Annotated in this window: 9 protein-coding genes and 2 tRNA genes; 5 read left to right on the top strand and 6 right to left on the bottom strand. The window is 68.3% G+C overall.

Annotation, left to right across the window (positions count from 1 at the left end; translation table 11 throughout):
* Positions 1-67: 67 nt before the first annotated feature.
* From DFO45_RS20745 to DFO45_RS20720, 6 genes are all read right to left on the bottom strand, one after another.
* A complete protein-coding gene (locus DFO45_RS20745; RefSeq protein ID WP_133866356.1) occupies positions 68-517 on the bottom strand; it encodes a DUF3592 domain-containing protein in 450 nt (149 codons plus the stop codon).
* A gap of 3 nt (positions 518-520) precedes the next feature.
* Complete coding sequence (locus DFO45_RS20740; protein WP_133866355.1) at positions 521-2,656, bottom strand: hypothetical protein; 2,136 nt, start codon at positions 2,654-2,656, stop codon at positions 521-523.
* Between the two features lie 99 nt (positions 2,657-2,755).
* Entirely contained in the window at positions 2,756-3,784 is a 1,029-nt protein-coding gene (locus DFO45_RS20735) for a hypothetical protein (protein ID WP_133866354.1), read from the bottom strand.
* Between the two features lie 151 nt (positions 3,785-3,935).
* Positions 3,936-4,010 (bottom strand) — tRNA-Asn (locus DFO45_RS20730).
* 183 nt (positions 4,011-4,193) lie between these two features.
* Positions 4,194-6,029 (bottom strand): ABC transporter ATP-binding protein, encoded by a 1,836-nt coding sequence (locus DFO45_RS20725; RefSeq protein WP_133866353.1) that lies wholly within the window; start codon positions 6,027-6,029, stop codon positions 4,194-4,196.
* A 219-nt stretch (positions 6,030-6,248) separates the two neighbouring features.
* Positions 6,249-6,322, bottom strand: a tRNA-Cys gene (locus tag DFO45_RS20720).
* A 179-nt stretch (positions 6,323-6,501) separates the two neighbouring features.
* On the opposite strand from DFO45_RS20720, the gene DFO45_RS20715 reads away from it, so the two are divergent.
* From DFO45_RS20715 to DFO45_RS20695, 5 genes are all read left to right on the top strand, one after another.
* Positions 6,502-7,065 (top strand): hypothetical protein, encoded by a 564-nt coding sequence (locus tag DFO45_RS20715; RefSeq protein ID WP_133866352.1) that lies wholly within the window; start codon positions 6,502-6,504, stop codon positions 7,063-7,065.
* Positions 7,066-7,170: 105 nt separating this feature from the next.
* Positions 7,171-7,842: a protein-L-isoaspartate O-methyltransferase gene (locus tag DFO45_RS20710; protein WP_133866351.1), complete on the top strand. Its 672-nt coding sequence runs from the start codon at positions 7,171-7,173 to the stop codon at positions 7,840-7,842.
* A 270-nt stretch (positions 7,843-8,112) separates the two neighbouring features.
* Entirely contained in the window at positions 8,113-9,420 is a 1,308-nt protein-coding gene (locus tag DFO45_RS20705; RefSeq protein ID WP_245518208.1) for a TolC family outer membrane protein, read from the top strand.
* Positions 9,421-9,599: 179 nt separating this feature from the next.
* Positions 9,600-10,676: a DUF2497 domain-containing protein gene (locus DFO45_RS20700; protein WP_245518207.1), complete on the top strand. Its 1,077-nt coding sequence runs from the start codon at positions 9,600-9,602 to the stop codon at positions 10,674-10,676.
* 252 nt (positions 10,677-10,928) lie between these two features.
* A complete protein-coding gene (locus DFO45_RS20695) occupies positions 10,929-13,709 on the top strand; it encodes a valine--tRNA ligase (protein WP_133866349.1) in 2,781 nt (926 codons plus the stop codon).
* Positions 13,710-13,735: the final 26 nt, after the last annotated feature.

Below are 13,735 nucleotides of genomic sequence, written 5' to 3'. Positions count from 1 at the left end.
GCGCGGACCAGACGGGAGGATCATACGCCTCGCGGACGGAGGATGGTAACGCGACGGCGCGCCGCCCTCAGGAAGACGGTGGGGCGGCAGGCGCCGGAGCCTTCGGCACGCGGCCGAAGACGATGCCGCAGACGCCGACCACCAGAAAGACGAAGGCCATGAAGCCGAGGATGAGGCTGACGCCCCGCTGCTGCCAGAGGCTGCCGATGCTGGCATCGCCCGGCCGGTCCGGTGGATAGAGCACCTCCACCTGTTCCCCCACGTCGAAGTCGGCGGGATGCGACCGCCATTTGCTGGTGAACATCAGTTCCCGTCCTTCCGCCGTGCGGAAGCGCACCACCGGCGCGTAATAGGTCTTGCCGTCGCTGCGGCTGGCATCGAGCGCGATCACCACGCCCGGCGCCCGCGCGGCGGTGCGGATGAAGCGGTCCGTGTGCCAGGTCAGCGCGCCGCAGCCGATGAGAAAGCCGAGGCCCAGCACGAAGAAGATGAAGCCGATGGCGCGCAGCATGCTCATGGCTCAGGTCCCCGTCTTCCGGCGGCCGGCTTTCTTCTTCCGATGGGCTTCCATGAGGCGGAAGGTCTCGCGGTCCTTGGCCATGGTGCTGATGTCCCTGAGGCGCGCACTGTCCACCCAGACGTCGAGCGCGTCCGGCTGGTGGAGGGCGATGTGGAACATCGCCGCGCGCAGATAGAAGGGCGCGGCATTGTCGTAGCCGTCATAGGTGTTGTGGTTGCGCGGCAGCCAGCCCGTTTCCAGCACCTTCGCGAGCACCGGGTCCTCGTGCGGATGGTGGATGAGGAAAAACAGGAGCTGGCACCCGTGCGCATAGGCATAGTGTTCCAGCCCCTGAAGGAACCAGTCCACGGTGACGTGGCTGTTGGAATAGAGATGCACCCCATAGGCCCGCATGGCCGCCACCATGGCGGCGCGGAAGCGGGGGTGGGCCGAGCCGTAATCGGCGAGCCGCAGATGATCCTCGAAGGTCAGCCGGCTGGCGAAGACGAGGTGCATGATCTCCGGCACGTCCGGCAGGTCGAAGTGCCGGGCGGCGCCCGCCCGCAGGTCCGGGATATCGAAGGTGGCGAGCAGCGCGACGAGCTTGTCACCTTCGGTCCGCGGCAGGGCTGAGGCGCGGCGCAGCATCTCTGCGCCATGCCCCGTGCGCACGAGGCGCCAGGCGAGCCGGGCCGCGTCGCCGTGCATGTCGTCGCCCGCACAGGGCGCGAAGGGCTCGCGCCACTGGTAGCGCTGGGGCGTCCAGAGGAAGCGCATGGGCGGCGGCTCGAACGCGGCGAGCAGGTCCACCGCCCGCTGGATGTCGAGCTTTTCCGGAGCACGGGCCACGTCGAAGCAGAAGGCTGCGACGTGGGGGCTGTCCCACGTGCCGTGCTGGAGCCGCGGGTCCGGAAACAGCCAGTCTACCGGCATGGTGCAGGTCTCCAGCGCAACCCGCGCTGCCTGCCAGTCCGAGGCCTCGAAGGCGGCCTTGTCCGCCAGGTTGAAATCGCTCTCCGCGCTGATGCCCCGCAGGCGGCGCACCCGCACGATCCCGGTTCCCGGCACAACCGTCTTGCCCGAGATGAAGCACCTCTTGCTGGCCTTGCCGCCGAGGACGCCGTCGTGCACGGCACAGGGCGGGGTGAGGGCAGGGCCTTCGGGAGGGGAGGGCGGCGCCAGCACGTATTCGGCGAGGAAGGCGTCATAGGCTGGCAGCGCGTGGAGGGGCGCCAGCCATTCGTCCTGCCCCATCTGGCGGGTCCAGTCCCTGGCGGAGCGGTCCTTGAGGAAGCGCCACGGCAGCCCATAGCCGCGCCGGATCAGCCGCCGGGCTGCGTCGAGCGCGCGGTCGAACGCGCCGAGCACGGAGAGGACGCAGATGGCATTGAAGACGAAATGTTCGCCATCGGCGATGGGGCCCGAGAGATGCGCCTCCAGCCGTTCGTCGATGAGCGGCAGGACGCGCGCCGGCTGCCGGCTGAGCAGCGCATTCTCGAGCGCCAGCGACTCGAACGCCCGCACCGTCTCCAGCCGCCCGTCCAGTGGGCCGAGGCGGAAGGCCTCCAACTGCTTTTCTAGGACAAAACCGGGATCATAGCGGAAGGGGCCATAGCGCTCCGCCTCCACCCGTTCCGCGATGTCGGCCGCCAGCGGGCCTTGGCCACGCGCGTCATTCTTCTGCCGGCGGTAGTTCGCAAACGCGCAGATGCGGGAGACGAGCTCCGCCTGATCGCCGCGTGCCGCCGCCAGTTCGATGAAGACGCCTTCGAGATAGGGATAGCTGATCCGCAGATAGTCGAGCGCATCCTCCGGATCGCTGAGCGGCCGCTGGCCGGACACCCGAGCCGCGAGCCACGGCGCGCGCTCCAGAGCCGCCGGCGGCGGGGCTTTCGCCCAGCGCACGGCGAAGGCGGAAAGGAAGGGTGCCACCGCCTCCGGTGCGCCGCTGCGAAGAAAGGCCCGGGTGAGGAGCACGGCGGCGAGACCGGCGATGGGGCTTTTGCCGCGCTGGTCGGTTTCCGCCTGCGTGCCGATGAGATCGGCGGCGTCCAGCACGGCGTCACGAAAGGCGATCAGCGCAGCATCGGGATCAGGGGCCGCAAGACGGGCGCGCAGGGCGCCGGCGAAATCCTCAAGGGGCGTCGTCTGGGTCAAGCGTGCGGGTTCCTCATGGACCCTGTGCTAACGCTCAAGCTGTGTGGATGGTTCACGCTGTGCGTGGGCTTTGCCGTCCCCCGACGGATGCCGGCCGCCTCAGAGCGGATGCGGACGATAGCCGGCCTGCCCGCCCGCCGGGTCGTAGATGATGTCATAGGCGTTGAGAAAACGCAGTCCCGTGTTCACGCGGATGGGGTGCGGCTCGGCGGCCAGAAGAACTCGGCGCGGGTCGGTGCCCGGCGGGCTCGCGCTGTCGCGGGCACCGATGCTGAACACATACTGCGCCGCAGGCTCCGCGCCCCGGCCGACGCTGACGTCGATGCGGTTCGGCGGCGGCAGGTAGCCGCGCGGCCCGGCTAGGCGGCGGCGCACCGCATAAGGCAAGGTGAGGATCATGTCCGGAATGCCCGTATCCACGCTGAGCGGCCCGCACAGCGGCTTGGCGCCGTCGAGCCGCACGCAGGCGGGCGGCAGGCTCCAGTCGCCATTGCCGCGCTGCCGGTCCAGCCGCACGAGGCTGAAACCCTCCGGCAGCGTCGGCGGCAGCCCCACCGTGACGGCGTTGCGGGTGACCACATAGCCGGGTCGCAAAGGACCTGCGGCGTCCATGCCGGCCACATGGAGGAAGGGATTCTTGGCCGCCCCGCTGACCTTGGCGGTAGTGGCCTCATGACCGTAGCCGATGCCGATCATGGCGCCTTCATTGAGGTCGCGCGCCGGCACGCAGCGCCGGGCATGGGGCAGGCAGTCGCGCCATTGGGTGGCTAGCACGGGAATCGGCGTCGTGGTCACGGACGTGCCGTCGGCGCCGGTGATGGTCACGGGCACCAGAACCATCACGCCATGCACGACGCGCCCGGAGCTGCGATAGGTGATGCTGCGTGGCCCGATGCGGGGCAGATGCTCGAAATCCGGAATCGCCTTGGCGGCGATGACGAGGCCGGTTGACCCTGTGTCGAGCACCGCGCGCCGCGCCGGCCCGCTGCCGACGGACACCATCAGATGCGGCACATGGTTCAGCGCCGTGCCGCCCGCCGGGGCATCGACATAGGGCAATGTGACGGGGGAAGGATCGGCCGCGCGCGCCGGAAACGGGCCGGCCCCCGTGAAAAGGGCGCTGGCCATGACAAAGGCCGCGATCACGCGAGAGCGGAACATCCGACGGAACCCGTGAACACGGAGCGCGACCCGGTCGGCTCGGCTCCGGCCCGAGCATAATCACAGGCCTGAGAATCGAAAAGGGATCGAGCTCATTCAAGCTCGATCCCTTCGAATGTGGCTCCCCGGGCCGGATTCGAACCAGCGACCAACCGGTTAACAGCCGGTTGCTCTACCACTGAGCTACCGGGGAACGGGTGTCTCTCAACCCGAGGCCGGCTATGTAGCAATCGACCGGCGCGTTGTGAAGTCAGGGAAAGCGGATTTCTGCGAGATTGTTCCCGATCCGGTGGATATCTCGCGCCAGCCCTTGAGCCTCAAGGCATTCCGGCTTGTGGACAGCGCCGCATCCGGCGCCGTCCGTTTTGCTTGTTCCTCAGGCGGTAAGGCGGGCTTCCTCCGCCTGCACTTCGCCGGCGGCGTTCTGCTCGTGCTCGTGGGCGAACTGCACCTGGTAGAAATTGTAGTAGCGGCCGCGCCGCGCCATCAGTTCATCGTGGCGACCGCTCTCGGCGATCTGCCCGTGCTCGACGACGCAGATCCGGTCCGCCCGAACCACCGTCTGGAGGCGGTGGGCGATGACGATGGTGGTGCGGCTCGCCTGGAGCTTCTGGAGCGCCTTCTGCACCTCCGCCTCGCTCTCGCTGTCGAGGGCGGCGGTGGCTTCGTCCAGCAGCAGGATGGGCGCGTTCTTGAGGAAGGCGCGGGCGATGGCGATGCGCTGGCGCTGGCCGCCCGAGAGCTGGGCGCCGTGCTCGCCCACATGGGTGTCGTAGCCGTTCTCGAAGCCCATGATGAAGTCGTGTGCATAGGCCGCCTTGGCCGCGGCGATGATCTCATCCTCGCTCGCGCCCTCCCGGCCGAAGCCGATGTTCTCGCGCACGGTGCCGGAAAACAGATAGACGTCCTGGCTCACGAGCGCGGTGAGGGCGCGCACCGAGTGACGGTTGAACTGCGTGACATCGTTGCCGTCGATGCTCACGACGCCGGAGGCGGGCGAGTAGAAGCGCTCGATGAGATTGATGACGGTGGTCTTGCCGCCGCCGGACGGACCGACGAGGGCCGTCGTCTGGCCGGGCTCGGCCACGAAGTTGAAGCCGCGCAGCACCGGTTCGCCGGGCCGATAGCCGAACACCACGTCCTCGAAGGCGACGCGCCCGGCACCGGCCGGAAGCGACGGGCGAGCCGCGTCGTCGGTCTCGGCGGCCGGCAGGTCGAGCATCTCGAACAGCATGTGGGCGCCGATCACATGGGCGGTGAGGTCCACATGGAAGCGGGCGAGGCGCTTGGCCGGCTCATAGGCCAGCAGCAGCGCGGTGAGCACCGAGAAGAACTCGCCGGGGCTCTTGCCCACGAACATCACGTTGTAGCCAGCATAGAGGATCACGCCGCCGATGGCGAAGCCGCCCAACGTCTCCATGAGCGGGCTCGACTTGGCCTGCGTACGCACCAGCTTGTTGGCGGCGCGCTCCACGTCGTTCACATAGGTATGGACGCGGCCGCGCATGGTCTCTTCCAGCCCGTAGGCCTTCACCGTGCGCATGCCCTGGATGACCTCCAGCGTGATGGAGGAGAGCTTCACGCCGCTGGCGAACTCCTTGCGGAAGATGCTCTTGGCCTTCTTGATCAGCTTGCGGGTGCCGATCACCGCCGCCGGCATCAGCACCACCGCGACCAGCGCGAGGGAGGGGTCCTGCACCACCGCCACGGACACCAGCGACACCAGGGACAGGGCGTCGCGGCCGATGGAGGTGATGACGAGGTTCAGCGCGTCGCGGGCCGAATTGGCACCGTTCTGGAGGCGCATGGAGATGTCCGCCGTGTGGCGGGCGGCGAAATAGGAGATGTCCTGCCCCAGAAGGTGGTCGAAGACCTTCTTCTGGTTGTCGGCGACGATGCGGTTGCCGACCCGCGCCATGGTGACGTTCTGGCCGTAGGCGGAGACGCCCTTGACGAGCGAGAGGCCCATGACGCCGAGCGCCACCATCCAGACGCCCCAGAAGGTGGGGGTGACGAAGATGGTGTTCACCGCATCGCGCATCAGCCAGGCCATGCCGGCGGTCGAGAAGGCCATCAGGCCCATGAAGGCGAAGGCGGTGGCGTAGCCTTTCCAGTGTCGACGTCCGTCCGCGAGGAACAGGCGCCGCAGCACGCTGAAGCTCTCGCTCTTGTCCATGGATGCCCGCAGGCGATCCAACGGTTGGAAGCTCATGAACATCTCCAGGCGCGAGCCGTGCGCGCCGATCCATCAACCGCCATCCCGGCGGCAAGTCAATTGCCGCGGAGGCTCAGCCGCGGCGGGCGCTCGCGCCGACGTTGCGGCACGGCACATCGCCCGGTGGCGACCGATCTTCCTTCAAGGGGAGAAGCAGCGGGCCATCTGCGGGCCTTCAGGCGACCGGGCGGACGGGGCACGGCGGGGTCGCTGAACTGGAGGCCACGCCCGGAATCGAACCGGGGTGCAAGGATTTGCAGTCCTCTGCGTAACCACTCCGCCACGTGGCCTCACGTGCCGGCTACCTAAAGCACTCGGACGCCGGGGGCAAGAGGGGCGGATGCAGCGGTTGGGGATGGCGCTGAAAACCGGCCTGAAATCCCCACCGCCGCGTCATTGCGTGCGTCTTGAAAGCGTTACTTCGTTACGGCACACAGGGGCATCTCCCTGCGGAAGAGGATTGATCCCCATGCGCCGTCCCGCTCTCCGAATGGCCTTCGTGCTCGCGACGGCGCTCCTCACGCCGGGGCTGGCGCTGGCCCAGCCGATTCTCGAAATCACCGTCGTCCGCGCCGTCCAGAGCGTGGCCAAGGTCTCCGCCCTCGACCTCGACAAGCGGGTGGTCACGCTGGTCGCCGCCGACGGCAACTGGTCGGCCCTGAAGGCCGGTCCGGAGGTCAAGAATCTCCCGCAGGTGAAGGTCGGCGACGAGATCAAGCTGGTGATCGAGCAGGTGACGAACATCAGCGTCGTCCATCCCAATGACGGCACGCCCGTGCCGACCAATGTGGTGACGGTGGACACCGCCCCGCTCGGTGCCAAGCCCGGCGCCGTGGTGACCGATCGCCGCGAGTTCGCCGCCACCATCACGGCGCTGGCCGCCGACACCCGTTCGGTGACTCTCCAGGGGCCGGCGGGCAACAGCCTTGTGGTGCCGGTTCCGGCCAACCAGCCGTTCGAGCAGTTGAAGGCGGGCGATCACGTGATCTTCCGGCAGGTCACGTTCACGGGCCTTGCCGACATCGGGCAATAAGCGGTCCGGTTCGGCTCTGAAGCGCAGCCGCCGCCTTGCAAAAATGGCGGCGGTGTGGCTCTTGAGTCCGAAACATGGCTCGCCGGGATGTGGCGGAGGATTACGATGGTCGATTACGCGGAACTGCGCCGGGGGATGGTCGATTCCCAGGTGCGCGCCAATGACGTGACGGATCTGCGCATCGTGGCCGCCATGATGGAGATGCCGCGCGAGCGCTTCGTTCCCGCCAACCTGAAGTCGCTGGCCTATATCGACGAGGATCTGGTGATCCGCGCCGCGACCGCCCAGCAGCCGGCCCGCTATCTGATCGAGCCGATGGTGCTCGCCAAGCTGATTCAGCTCGCCGACGTGCAGGCCGACGAGATCGTGCTCGATGTGGCCGCCGGCACCGGATACTCGGCCGCCGTCCTGGCCCGCCTCTCGCAGCAGGTAGTGGCGCTGGAGGATGATGCCGAGCTCGTCGCCGCCGCCAACGGCGTGCTGAGCGAACTGGCCATCACCAACGTCGCCGTCCTCAAGGGACCGCTCACCGCCGGCTGGGCGGCTGAGGGGCCTTACGACGTGATTCTTCTCAACGGCGCCGTGGATGTGGTGCCGCAAGCCCTGTTCGACCAGCTCAAGGACGGCGGTCGTCTCGTGGCGGTGGTCGGCCGGGGCGGCGCGGCCCATGCGGTGATCTACACCAAGGTGGGCGGTGCGGTGTCCGAGCGGGTGGTGTTCAACGCCTCCGTGCCCACGCTGCCGGGCTTCGAGGCGCCGCAGCGCTTCACTTTCTAGGCTCTGCGCCGTGTCGCGCGGCGGCGGAACGGACCTGTGTCCGATCTGCCGCGGTGCGCCAAAAAACAATTGGTTATCGAACCGGTCGGTTTTCTCGTCTGGTGTCGCTGGATATGGTCTGAATTCAATCCGCGTGTCTGGCTTTCAGATACAGCTCGGGGCGGAGCCGCGGTTCGGGAGAACTCAATGTCGCTTGCGACGCATTTTTGCCGACGCCTGTCAGTTCTTGCTGCGGCGGCCGTAGTCTCCGGTCTGGCATGGACCTCCAGCGTGTCCGCCCAAACCCTCGAGACGGCGCTCGGACAGGCTTACGTCAACAACCCCAGCCTCAACTCGCAGCGCGCCGGCACCCGTGCCACGGACGAAAGCGTGCCGCAGGCCCTGTCCGGCTATCGTCCGAACGTGTCCGCCGGTGCCAGCGTGGGCGGGCAGTATGCCCGCACCAATTCGTCCGGGACGATCGCGACCAACTCGCTCGTGCCGCGTTCGGTGAACCTCACGGTCTCGCAGACCATCTTCAACGGCTTCCTCACCGCCAGCACCACCCAGAAGGCGGAGTCGTCCGTCAAGGGCTCGCGGGAGACCCTGCGCAACACCGAGCAGACGATCCTGCTCAACGCGGTGACGGCCTATATGAACGTCCTGCAGGGCATTGCCCTGCTGGAGTTGCAGAATCAGAACCTCGCCGCGTTGCAGCAGGAACTGCGGGCGACCCGCGACCGCTTCAATGTGGGTGAGGTGACCCGCACCGACGTGGCGCAGGCCGAGGCGCAGGTGGCCACGGCCAACTATCAGGTGGCCCAGGCGGTCGCGAATCTGCAGGCCTACAAGGCCACCTACCGCCAGGTGATCGGTGTGGAGCCGGGCAAGCTGACCGCGCCCAGGTCCATCGAGTTCATGCTGCCGCCCACCGTCGACAAGGCGGTCGCGGCCGGCCTGTCCACGCACCCGGCCATCCAGGCGTCCAAGTTCGCCGTCGATGCGGCCATGTTCCAGGTGAAGATGTCCGAGGCGGGCCTTGCGCCCGTGGTCAGCGTTCAGGGCCAGCTCGCCCAGGGCTATGACCAGAACAGCGCGGTGGACAGCACCAGCTCGGCTTCGGTGGCGCTGAACCTGACGGTGCCGATCTATCAGGGCGGCGCCGAATATTCCGCCATCCGCCAGTCCAAGGAACTGCTCACGCAGGCCCGCATTGAGGTGGACGTGAACCGCGATACGGTGCGTGCCAACACGGTGCAGTACTGGGGCGCGCTGGAGGCCGCGAAGGCGCAGATCCAGTCGGCCCAGGCCTCCGTCGCCGCCAACACGCTGGCGCTCGAAGGCGTGCGCGAAGAGTGGCGCGTGGGCCAGCGCACCACCACCGACGTGCTGAACGCCCAGACCGATCTCACCACCTCGAAGTCCAACCTCGTGACGGCGCAGCGCGACCGTGTGGTGGCGGCCTACTCGCTGCTCTCCTCCGTCGGCAAGCTGGATGCGGTGACGCTGGGCCTGAAGGTGCCGGTCTATGATGCCCGCGTGCACTATGATCAGGTCCGCGATGCCTGGGCTGGCATCCGGACGCCGGACGGTAAATAATAATTAACCCTTGGATGGCCGGCCCCCAATCTGTTGTGGTGGTCCGGTGCCATGACATACTTCGACCTCAGGTGGCGATTCTGACGTCCATGAAAAAGCTCAGCGTTCCACGCAGCTTGAAGGACGTCTTCGGCCGAGGGCGCAGCATGTCCGCATATCCAAAGCCGCAAGAACCCTCCATGGAGGAGATCTTGGCCTCCATCCGGCGCATCATTTCCGATGATGAGCCGGATGCCGGACGGCGGGCGGCTCCGCCCGCTGCCCCGCGCCCGCAGGAGCCGCCGCGCGCAGAGGCCCGTCCGCCGCGGCCCCCGGTGGCCGATGGCCGCGAACCCTACCGCGAGCGCCCGGCGCCCTATGCCGACGATCCCCGCTTTGCGCCGCGGACGGAAGCGCCCCGTCAGGCTTCCCCGCGTCCGGACTTCCGGCAGGAGCCCGCGCCCCGTCCCGAGACGGCGATGCGTCAGGAGCCTGCACCGCACCCGCAGCCTCTGCGCGCCGAGCCCACCCCGCGTCACGAGCCGCCGCCGCGCCAAGAGCCCTTGCCGCGCCAAGAGCCCTTGCCGCGCCAGGACCCCTTGCCGCGCCATGAGCCCGCGCCGCGCGCCGAGCTGACGGTACGCGACCTTCCCGCCGCCCGCGAGCTGCCGCCGCTGCGCGAGTTCGCGCCGTCGCGCGAGCCGGGGCCGGCCCGTGACATGATCCCGCCGCGCGAGGTGCCCCAGCGTCCGGCAGCTCCGGCGCCTGCGCCCATGCGCGCCGAGTTGCCCATCGAGGCCCCGCGCCGCATCGAGCGCCCGCAGCCGCCGGCGGAGATTCCCCATCTCAGCATCGAGGATCTGCTGGGCGAACTGCCGCGCCTCAACGATGCGCCGCCGCGCCCGGCCGAATCGGCCCCTGTGCGCGCGGCCGTTCGCGAGCCGGTTGTCCCGTCCGCTGTGCCCGTCGAGGCAACTCTGCCCGTAGAAGCACGCGCCGCCGAAGAGCCCCGCCCCCTGCCGGAGGTGCGCATGGCCCGCGTGGTGCCGCCCGAGCCGCGCCGCAAGGACCTGCTCTCGCCCACCGCCGATGCCGCCATTGCGGCGGCGTTCGAGACGCTCGGCGAGGCAACGCTTCCCGAGCAGGGCCGCACGGTCGAGGATCTCATGAAGGAGATGCTCCGGCCCATGCTGAAGACCTGGCTCGACGAGCATCTGCCGGACATCGTGGAACGGCTCGTACGTTCCGAGATCGAGCGCGTCTCCCGCGGACGCTGATCCGCCCGCGCCGGAGGCATGGCCGCCCGGCGCGCCCAAAGGCCGCCGCCCCGTTGACGCGAGGGGCGTGGTGCGGCTTTAACCCCTCCACTGCATCTGGTCCGTCCGCCGTTCCGGCGGCGGGCTGCGACGCTGCCGTGCCGCCGGCCTGAAGAGGTCCGGTGGCGCGAAGGCGCGTCGTTCCATCTGCCGGTCCCTGCCGCCGGCCCGTGACACATCTGTTGAGGACGCCTGTCGTCCCGGAGCGCCCCTATGCTCGAGAAGGTCTTTGATCCCGCTGCCGTCGAGGCTCGCATTTCGGCCGAATGGGAGAAGGAGGGCGCCTTCCGCTGCGGCCGTCCCGAGCGCGTGGACGCGCGCGGTTTCTCGATCGTGATCCCGCCGCCGAACGTCACCGGCTCGCTGCACATGGGCCATGCGCTCAACAACACGCTGCAGGACATTCTGGCGCGCTTCGAGCGCATGCGCGGCAAGGACGTGCTCTGGCAGCCGGGCACCGATCACGCGGGCATCGCTACGCAGATGGTGGTCGAGCGCCAGCTGATGGAGCGCAAGGAGCCGGGCCGCCGTGACATGGGCCGCGCCGCCTTCGTGGAGCGGGTGTGGGCGTGGAAGGCTGAATCGGGCGGCACCATCGTCAACCAGTTGAAGCGCCTCGGCGCCTCGTGCGACTGGTCGCGCGAGCGCTTCACCATGGACGAGGGCCTGTCCCGCGCGGTGCTGAAGGTGTTCGTGGACCTGCACCGCAAGGGGCTGATCTACAAGGACAAGCGCCTCGTCAATTGGGACCCGAAGCTGCTCACTGCCATCTCGGACCTCGAGGTGCAGCAGGTGGAGGTGAAGGGCAATCTCTGGCACCTGCGCTATCCGGTGGAGGGCGAGCCCGGCCGCTTCATCATCGTCGCCACCACGCGCCCCGAGACCATGCTCGGCGACACGGCGGTGGCGGTGCATCCGGAAGACCCGCGCTATTCGGACCTCGTCGGCAAGTTCGTCGTGCTGCCGCTGGTCGGCCGGCGCATTCCCATCGTGGCGGATGAGTATTCCGACCCCGAGAAGGGATCGGGCGCGGTGAAGATCACCCCGGCCCACGATTTCAACGACTTCGAGGTCGGCAAGCGCCACCACTTGCCGATGATCAACGTGCTCGATGCGGAAGCCCGTATCGACGCCAGCGGCATCCGCGACGATTTCGAGGCCCGGCCCGAGGCCTATGCCGTTGCGCCCGATGCCACCGGCATTCTCGCCGAACTCGCCGGTCAGGACCGCTTCGCCGCCCGCAAGCGCATCGTCGAGCTGTTCACGGAGATGGAGCTGCTCGAGAAGATCGAGCCCAATCCCCACACCGTGCCCCACGGCGACCGCTCGGGCGTCGTCATCGAGCCCTGGCTGACCGACCAGTGGTATGTGGACGCCAAGACGCTGGCCCAGCCGGCGCTCGCCGCCGTGCGCGAGGGCCGCACCACTTTCGTGCCCAAGAACTGGGAGAAGACCTATTTCGAGTGGCTGGAGAATATCCAGCCTTGGTGCGTCTCCCGCCAGCTCTGGTGGGGCCATCAGATCCCGGCCTGGTACGACCCCTTCGGCAATGTCTTCGTCGAGCTGGATGAGGATGCGGCCTTCGAGGCGGCCATCGCCAAGAATGTGGCCGCCGAGAACCTGACGCCCGACGAGGCGCAGGCGCTCATCGACGATGCCGACAAGCGTGCCCAGTTCCTCACCCGCGACGAGGACGTGCTGGACACGTGGTTCTCGTCCGCTCTTTGGCCTTTCTCCACCATGGGCTGGCCGGACGAGACGGCGGAACTGAAGAAGTTCTACCCGACCTCCGTGCTGGTGACGGGCTTCGACATCATCTTCTTCTGGGTCGCCCGGATGATGATGATGGGCCTCGAGTTCATGGATGGCGAAGTGCCGTTCAAGGACGTCTACATCCACGCCCTCGTCCGCGACGAGAAGGGCGCCAAGATGTCGAAGTCCAAGGGCAACGTCATCGACCCGCTGGACCTCATCAACCAGTATGGCGCCGACGCCTTGCGCTTCACGCTGGCGGCCATGGCGGCGCAGGGGCGCGACATCAAGCTCGCCACCTCCCGCGTCGAGGGCTATCGCAACTTCGCGACCAAGCTCTGGAACGCCACGCGCTTCGCCGAGATGAACGGCTGCGTGCGCGCCGAGGGCTTCGATCCGGCCAAGGTCAACGGCACGCTCAACCGCTGGATCCTCGGCGAGGCCACCCGGGCGGCCAATGAGGTGACGGCGGCCATCGAGGCCTATCGCTTCAACGAGGCGGCGGGCGCGGCCTATCGCTTTATCTGGAACGTGCTCTGCGACTGGCATCTGGAGCTGGCGAAGCCGGTCCTCTCCGGCCCCGACGGCGCCGCCAAGGACGAGACCCGCGCCACCACCGCCTTCGTTCTGGATGTCGCGCTCAGCCTGCTGCATCCCTTCATGCCCTTCCTCACGGAAGAGTTGTGGGCGCGCACCGGCGAGCAGGGCCCGGCCCGCAGCGGGCTGCTGGCGCTGGCGGAGTGGCCCGCGCTGTCGCTGGAGGCGCCCGACGCCGAAGCGGAAGTGGGCTGGGTGGTCGATCTCGTCACCGAGATCCGCTCCGTGCGCGCCGAGATGAACGTGCCAGCCGGCGCGCAGGTGCCGCTCGTGCTGGTGGGCGCCAGCGAAGAGACCCGCGCGCGGGCCTCCGCCTGGGACGATGCGCTGCGCCGTCTCGCCCGTCTGTCCGGCATCACCCGCGCCGATGTTGCCCCGCCCTCCAGCGTGCAGATGGTGGTGCGCGGCGAGGTGGTGGCCCTGCCGCTCGAAGGCATCGTGGATCTCAAGGCCGAACTGGAGCGCCTCACCAAGGAGGCGGCCAAGCTCGATCAGGAGGTCGCGCGCATCGACGGCAAGCTGGCGAACGAGAAGTTCGTTGCCAAGGCCGCCGAGGAGGTGGTGGAGGCCGAGCGCGAGAAGCGCGCGGAATATCTCGCCCGCAAGGACAAGGTAAACGCCGCCATCGCCCAGCTCTCCCGCTGAGCGACGGTGGATAGCGGGTGCATCAC

The organism is Azorhizobium sp. AG788 (genome assembly GCF_004364705.1).
Taxonomy (GTDB): Bacteria; Pseudomonadota; Alphaproteobacteria; order Rhizobiales; family Xanthobacteraceae; genus Azorhizobium; species Azorhizobium caulinodans.
Note: the sequence above shows the minus strand (reverse complement) of the source record. Positions and strands in the feature narration are given on the sequence as shown.

Excerpts from the sequence above, each read along its gene's own strand:
- DFO45_RS20745 (WP_133866356.1), bottom strand. The coding sequence starts at position 517 with ATGAGCATGCTGCGCGCCATCGGCTTCATCTTCTTCGTGCTGGGCCTC.
- DFO45_RS20735 (WP_133866354.1), bottom strand. The coding sequence starts at position 3,784 with ATGGCCAGCGCCCTTTTCACGGGGGCCGGCCCGTTTCCGGCGCGCGCG.
- DFO45_RS20710 (WP_133866351.1), top strand. The coding sequence starts at position 7,171 with ATGGTCGATTACGCGGAACTGCGCCGGGGGATGGTCGATTCCCAGGTG.
- DFO45_RS20695 (WP_133866349.1), top strand. The coding sequence starts at position 10,929 with ATGCTCGAGAAGGTCTTTGATCCCGCTGCCGTCGAGGCTCGCATTTCG.
- DFO45_RS20715 (WP_133866352.1), top strand. The coding sequence starts at position 6,502 with ATGCGCCGTCCCGCTCTCCGAATGGCCTTCGTGCTCGCGACGGCGCTC.
- DFO45_RS20700 (WP_245518207.1), top strand. The coding sequence starts at position 9,600 with ATGGAGGAGATCTTGGCCTCCATCCGGCGCATCATTTCCGATGATGAG.
- DFO45_RS20725 (WP_133866353.1), bottom strand. The coding sequence starts at position 6,029 with ATGAGCTTCCAACCGTTGGATCGCCTGCGGGCATCCATGGACAAGAGC.